The sequence below is a fragment of the Nitrospira sp. BLG_2 genome (assembly GCF_049222245.1).
Map to the genome: position 1 here is coordinate 1 of NZ_JBLYIG010000371.1, position 4805 is coordinate 4805.

The following is a 4805-nucleotide window of genomic DNA, read 5'->3' on the forward strand; positions in this document are numbered from 1 at the left end:
AAAGCCGCACTTGAAGCCGCGGTCCGCTACTTGGCGTATGACCTGGGTCCGTTGAATATCCGGGTCAATGCCATTTCCGCAGGACCGATCAAAACACTGGCAGCACGCGGAGTCTCAGGTATTACCAAGATGGTCGATTACCACAAAGAGGCGGCTCCGCTTCGACGCGCTACCGAACAGAGTGAGGTTGGGGACACCGCCATGTTCTTGGTCAGCTCGTTGGGACGAGGCATTACCGGCGAAGTGATCTACGTGGATGGAGGATTCAATATTTTGGGCATGATGGGTTCTGGAGATCAGGGAATCTCTTGACCCATCGACGACTAAAGATCAGCGTCGATCCCAGGCGAGTGATGAAGGACATCGCGCTATGCCCCCGACATGTCGCGGGAACCTGTCTGTCAGTGGTCGGTGGTCGCCGGATGGGAAAGCGTTCAATGAAGCACATTTTCATGTATCAATCAGTGCACATCCGTCACAGTGTCGGTGAACGCGGTAGGTGCTGTCAGGCCCGCCATACTGGGATGAGCCGTTTTGTCGCTTGATGAGTAATGATGCGGATGAAAACTCTCGCACTGGTGGCTATCCTGGCAAGCGGCATGTCCCCCCTGCCGACACTGTCTTCGGCACAGCAGTCAGGCGAGACTCTTGTCAAACAGGCTCTCGAAGAATGTCATCGCGGGAGACTGGCCATGGATCGTGCGACGCGTCTCGCCCATTTTCAACAGGGACAGATCTTGGGCGAGCGTGCGGTGGCAGCGGATGAAGGAAGCGCCGACGCCCACTTTGCACTATTTTGTAATCTGGGGGAGCTGCTCCGCATCGATGGAGAATCATTGACCTCGCTCTTCGGACTCCGCCGCATGATGAACGAACTTGACCGAGCCATCGAAATCAATCCGGCTCACATCGATGCCCTCTCCGCGAAAGGCACGTTATTGGTGAAGCTACCGAGCATATTGGGAGGCGATGCCGAAAAAGGGGAGGCGCTCTTGGAACATGTCGTGAGCCGAGCGCCGAAAGCCGTCAATGCCCGATTATCGCTTGCCAGGGTGTGGTGTGAGCATGGTCGGCATCAGGAAGCCGTAACATTGGCGACTGACGCCTTAGCTCTTGCCCAAACACACCATCGATTCGACTTTATCCCCGAAGCCAGAGCAGTGTTGGAGCAGCTTAAGATGAACGCCGCCAAGGCAAGCCACAAAGCCCAGTTTTAACATTCTGCTGTTCCATCGGTCTTGATCGGAGGCGTGATCAAGACTACTCACATGTTCTCCGCAGCGCCTTCAAGCGACCCTGTCGCTTCTTCCGTTCAATCCGTCGATCCTGAGAGCTCCGTGTAGGCGCGGTCGCTTTTCGTTTCTTACGAGGAATCGCCGCACGTTGAATGAGCGTCCGTAAGCGACCCAACGCGTCCTCACGGTTGCGCTCTTGGGTGCGGTATTGCTGCGCCTTAATCATGATCACTCCCTCAGCTGATATGCGGTGATCATGCAGATTCAAAAGGGCGTCTTTATAGATCCGCGGCAAAGATGACCTATGAATATCAAATCGCAGATGGACGGCGGTTGAGACTTTGTTGACGTTCTGCCCTCCTGCGCCTTGTGATCGTATAGCGTGGAAGCTGATCTCGTGGTCAGGAATGGCAATAGACGATGAAATGTGAAGCATGATGAATAGTAAACGTAATACGTATCCCGCCGCAATGAGGGGGGACTCGTAATGCCAGCAAGCAAGTTCGAAGCCATTTAACTAACGAATCGATGATGGCCTTCAATGGGGATAGGATCGACAGCGATTTGGAACGTCGTCATCAGGATTACAGAACTCATGCGAAGCGGCTTTCCGCTTTAGTAGAACCCAAAGAGCATTTTCCATAGAGAGCGAATTCGCACTTTTGCATCAGCATGGATTCGCTCACTCAAAAGAAAACGAAAAAGACTTCTTAGGTTCTTCTACGAGAACTTTTCTCCAACTCATAGTAATTTTTGTCGTTCTTCGTCCTGTGCGCCCCTCCTCATGTGAATCTCGTCAATCCACCACCCGGGCATCGGATGTGCTTTGTGATCGGTAGGACCATGCCGCTGTATTGCGACACGCATACATTCAATTCGAGTGAGCGGCGGGTAACAAAGCTACCATAAAATCGGACGGGTGCGATGTCTCTTGAACACGTGGCTATTCCTCAGGACGAAAAACCGCAAAACGGAATGCCGGGGTTAAAGCATTGGCGGTATGATCTGGTAGCAGGGCTTCAAGTTGCGCTGGTGGCACTTCCTCTTTCCCTTGGGGTTGCGTTGGCCTCCGGGGCAGCTCCGATTACAGGATTGATCTCGGCGATCATTGCAGGACTCGTCTTTCCTCTTCTGGGCGGGGCCTATATTACCATCAGCGGACCTGCGGCAGGTCTTGCACCTGCCCTACTGGCCGGGATGCTGACGCTCGGCCAAGGAAACTTGGAGGCAGGGTACCCTCTGGTGCTCGTGGCCATCTGCCTTACCGGAGCAGTCCAGGTCTTGCTGAGTATCTATAAGGCCGGCCGCTTTGCCATGTATTTCCCAATGTCGGTGCTTCAGGGGATGTTGGCCGCCATCGGAATACTGATTATCATCAAACAGATTCCCTCATTCTTGGGCCACCTCACTCCTCCGGCGAAATCGATTCCGGAAGCCATCCCGCTCATACCCGCTCAAATCATAGGAATGAATCCGGAAGTCTTTACCGTCGGCAGTATTGCGTTGGCGCTACTTTTCGGACTCGACAACGACACGATCAAAAAACAAAAATGGACGAGGAATATTCCAGCACCACTCCTGGTCGTTGCATTGGGAGGAGTAGCCGGGTGGGTCCTGCACTTCCCCGAAACCTATTTGGTTCATGTCCCTCAAAATGCTCTTGCGCAAGGCCTTCATTTCCCGCATTTCCTGGAAATATGGCAGCGGCCCGAGCTATGGTTTGCATTGCTGACCACGGTCGTCACGCTGACTTTTATCGACGGAACCGAGACGCTGGCCACCATTGCCGCAATCGATAAGATCGACCCCTTCCGCAGAAAATCGGATCCCAATGTTACGCTTCGAGCCATGGGTGTGTCCAATATTCTCTCCAGCTTGGCCGGTGGATTGACGATCATTCCGGGGGGAATCAAGAGTACGGCGAACGTCATCGCAGGCGGCCGTACTTTATGGACGAATTTCTACTGCGCCCTATTCATAGCATTCTTTGTATGGTCCGGAACCGACCTGATTAACAGAATCCCGCTCACTGTCTTGGCTGCGTTACTGATCTTTATAGGGTGGAGGCTGTGTGCACCAGGAGTTTTCTTGAAGATGTTTTCAATCGGCGCAGAGCAACTCCTGATCGCAATTGTCTGTGTTGTGGTCACACTCTACTCTTCGGATATTTTATCCGGAATACTCGCTGGAACCGCGACGAAGGTCCTCATACTGTGTTTTGATGTGGTAAAAGCGCTCACGCTTGAACGGCAATTCCACTCCAATCCCACCGAATCATTCCCAGTTCGTGTCTGGACGGCATTTAAAGAACTGTTCGGGGATCCTATTATCCGAATTGGCGACGGGCGCATGCGCGGCGGAGGGTATATACCTGTGATGAGTGTTGCAGCCAAGGATATGAAACATCCCTACAAGATCTACCTCTCATCGCTCAGCTGCATGAATCTCATGAAACTCGATGCGAAGCTCAAGGCTCTCCCGAATCATAGAGACAACTTCATGATCATCTTGGCCGGGCACGTCGTGGACCACACTGCGATGGAGTATCTGTATCAGTTCCAAGATCAACACGTGAAGGCGGGTCATAATTGCGTCATTCTTGGAACCCAGCATTTCCTTTCTCATTCACACCACCGTTTGGCATATCGAGTGAGCCAATCCGGAGATGCTATGGCGTACGGGTAGAAACCTCCGAGACATAAGTCGCAGGTTCAACTTAATGAATGCCGAATCTCGCAGGCATGCCTCGTTAACATAGGGGAACGCGAGGGTTCGCACCACTCCAAAGCGATACCCAAGTCACGTGGAAAATTTATACGCTGATCAAAAGATGTCTCTCCACAGGGTCTCAGTGGATTCTCAACCCAGAGATGTAGCCCTCGGCACCCGTCTTGCAGCATGACGCTGCATACAGTAGCATGCCATGGGGGGATCTCCCATAATGCAAGCAAGTATTTTTGTGGTGGATGATCAGGTTGCGTTTCGTAACGCACTGGAAAAAATGCTTTCTCGTATGCAGCACCGGATTCGATCATTTCAATCCGGCGAAGAACTACTCGACGCGTTGGAAGACGATGTGCCGGATTTGATCCTGCTGGATCTGAAGATGCCCGGCATGACCGGAATTGAAGTTCTGCAAGCGCTTCGCCCAAAAGGCTGCGATGCGCTCGTAATCATCCTGACCGCATATGGGACGGTAGAAGATGCGGTTGAAGCCATGAAGCTCGGCGCCTTTGATTTCCTCATTAAAACGGTCGATCTTGAAACCCTAGAGCCGGTCATCAACCGGGCTCTTGAACATATTCTGCTGAAGCGGCGCGTGTCCTACAGCAACGAGCACGAAGCCGATCAATATCAATTAAGCAACTTGAGCGCACAGAGTCTGACGATGAGAGCCTTGCTGATTCAGGTGCGGGAAGTGGCTCAGAACCCGAATGTGCCCATACTCGTGATGGGAGAAACCGGGACCGGCAAAGAATTCTTAGCCCGTGTTATTCACCATAACAGCACGCGCGCGAAGGGGCCGTTTGTGAAGATCAGCTGCACCTCTCTTTCATCCATGCGGTTCGA

5 protein-coding genes are annotated in these 4805 nt (G+C 52.6%); 4 read left to right on the forward strand and 1 reads right to left on the reverse strand.

Annotated features, from left to right (window positions below; all coding sequences use genetic code 11):
* Together ACOSYY_RS10295 and ACOSYY_RS10300 are read left to right on the forward strand one after the other, a co-directional pair.
* Window positions 1-312: SDR family oxidoreductase (locus ACOSYY_RS10295; RefSeq protein ID WP_421662244.1), on the forward strand; the 312-nt coding region annotated here is incomplete at its 5' end.
* Window positions 313-560: 248 nt separating this feature from the next.
* Complete coding sequence (locus ACOSYY_RS10300) at window positions 561-1217, forward strand: tetratricopeptide repeat protein (protein WP_421662246.1); 657 nt, start codon at window positions 561-563, stop codon at window positions 1215-1217.
* Between the two features lie 43 nt (window positions 1218-1260).
* On the opposite strand, the gene arfB is transcribed toward ACOSYY_RS10300, so the two are convergent.
* Window positions 1261-1671, reverse strand: a complete 411-nt coding sequence (gene arfB / locus ACOSYY_RS10305) for an alternative ribosome rescue aminoacyl-tRNA hydrolase ArfB (RefSeq protein WP_421662248.1) — start codon at window positions 1669-1671, stop codon at window positions 1261-1263.
* Window positions 1672-2159: 488 nt separating this feature from the next.
* Between arfB and ACOSYY_RS10310 the strand changes: the two genes are divergently transcribed.
* Entirely contained in the window at window positions 2160-3920 is a 1761-nt protein-coding gene (locus tag ACOSYY_RS10310; protein WP_421662249.1) for a SulP family inorganic anion transporter, read from the forward strand.
* A gap of 256 nt (window positions 3921-4176) precedes the next feature.
* Window positions 4177-4805, forward strand: a 629-nt coding sequence (locus tag ACOSYY_RS10315; RefSeq protein WP_421662251.1) for a sigma-54-dependent transcriptional regulator, incomplete at its 3' end; no start/stop codon positions are given.

Coding starts and splice junctions, on each gene's coding strand:
- arfB (WP_421662248.1), bottom strand. CDS start 1,671: ATGCTTCACATTTCATCGTCTATTGCCATTCCTGACCACGAGATCAGC.
- ACOSYY_RS10300 (WP_421662246.1), top strand. CDS start 561: ATGAAAACTCTCGCACTGGTGGCTATCCTGGCAAGCGGCATGTCCCCC.
- ACOSYY_RS10310 (WP_421662249.1), top strand. CDS start 2,160: ATGTCTCTTGAACACGTGGCTATTCCTCAGGACGAAAAACCGCAAAAC.